Here is a 1,210-nt window from a genome sequence, read left to right on the forward strand (position 1 = left end):
TAAGCCGAGATAACCAATCACACCTTCAGCAATTGCATTGGCCTGCATCACCTAAAAGTTGGGTCGAGCGTGTTGATGTTAAGAGCTCAAGTACTCAAGGGTGGGCTGATGGATTGCTGACCGATATAGCCCATGTTCGCGCTCACATTCGCGATGAGTTTCTGTCTTCATCAGCTTCAACGCTTAATGAAATCGCGTTAGCGGCTGACATTGAAGAGCGAACGCAGAGCGTCGATGTCTTTCTCGGTAACAGCTTGTTTGTTCGATTAGTCGATATGTTTGGCCGATTAAATACTGAGGTGTTTACCAATCGCGGAGCGTCGGGTATTGATGGTCTATTTGCCACAGCTTCGGGTGTGCAGCGCTCACGAGGCAAGCCGCTATTGATGTACATCGGAGATACATCGGCGCTTTATGACCTCAACTCGCTCGCGCTGTTTTCTCGTAATGATCTGCCGTCAGTACTTGTGGTCACAAACAATGATGGTGGTGCGATTTTCGATATGTTGCCAGTGCCTCAGGAGCATCGCACTGCGTACTACCAAATGCCCCACGGTTATCAGTTTGAACATGCAGCTAAGCAGTTTGGCTTAAAGTATGAAAAGCCAACAACATTAGAAATGTATCAAGCAATGGTTGCCGAGCACCTGTCGAGCGGCCAAGGCACAATGCTGGTGGAAGTTCAAACCCCACCAAGCCAAGCCGCAGAGTTGATAAAGGCATTTAATAAGAGCCTGCATGCTTCACTCTGAGCGTCTCTCTCCAACTGAAAAACACCAAAGTGGTGATCTTCCCACTCTGGTGTTTTTGCATGGTCTTTTAGGAAGTGGTGCTGATTGGCAAGCTTGTTTGGATGAGCTGACTCAGTTTGAACGAGTCGTTATAGACCTTCCTGGTCATGGTCGCAGCCAGTTTACAAAGTGCAACGATCTCGATGATTGCTGCAAACTTCTTAATTCCACACTATCTTTATTATTTCCTCCGCAACAACCACTTATTTTGATTGGCTACTCAATGGGTGGAAGAATCGCAATGCACGGTCTTGCTGGTGAGTGCTTCTCAGATCTCAATATTGTCGGCGCGATTGTGGAAGGGGGAAACTTCGGGCTTCAAACAGAGTCAGAGATACAGTCAAGATTGCACAACGACCAAAAATGGGCACTGCGCTTCGAGAGTGAACCACTTGAACGTGTTTTGAACGATTGGTATC

General features: G+C 47.4%; 2 protein-coding genes. Both read left to right on the forward strand.

Annotated elements, in window-relative coordinates; genetic code table 11:
* Positions 1-752 (forward strand): thiamine pyrophosphate-dependent enzyme (locus tag R7F07_RS25070; RefSeq protein ID WP_318110645.1); only part of this gene is annotated, 752 nt, incomplete at its 5' end.
* Positions 739-1,210, forward strand: a 472-nt coding sequence (locus R7F07_RS25075; RefSeq protein WP_318110646.1) for an alpha/beta fold hydrolase, incomplete at its 3' end; no start/stop codon positions are given. The genes R7F07_RS25070 and R7F07_RS25075, both read left to right, overlap by 14 nt.

The organism is Vibrio sp. YT-16, from assembly GCF_033337405.1.
Taxonomy (GTDB): Bacteria; Pseudomonadota; Gammaproteobacteria; order Enterobacterales; family Vibrionaceae; genus Vibrio; species Vibrio alginolyticus.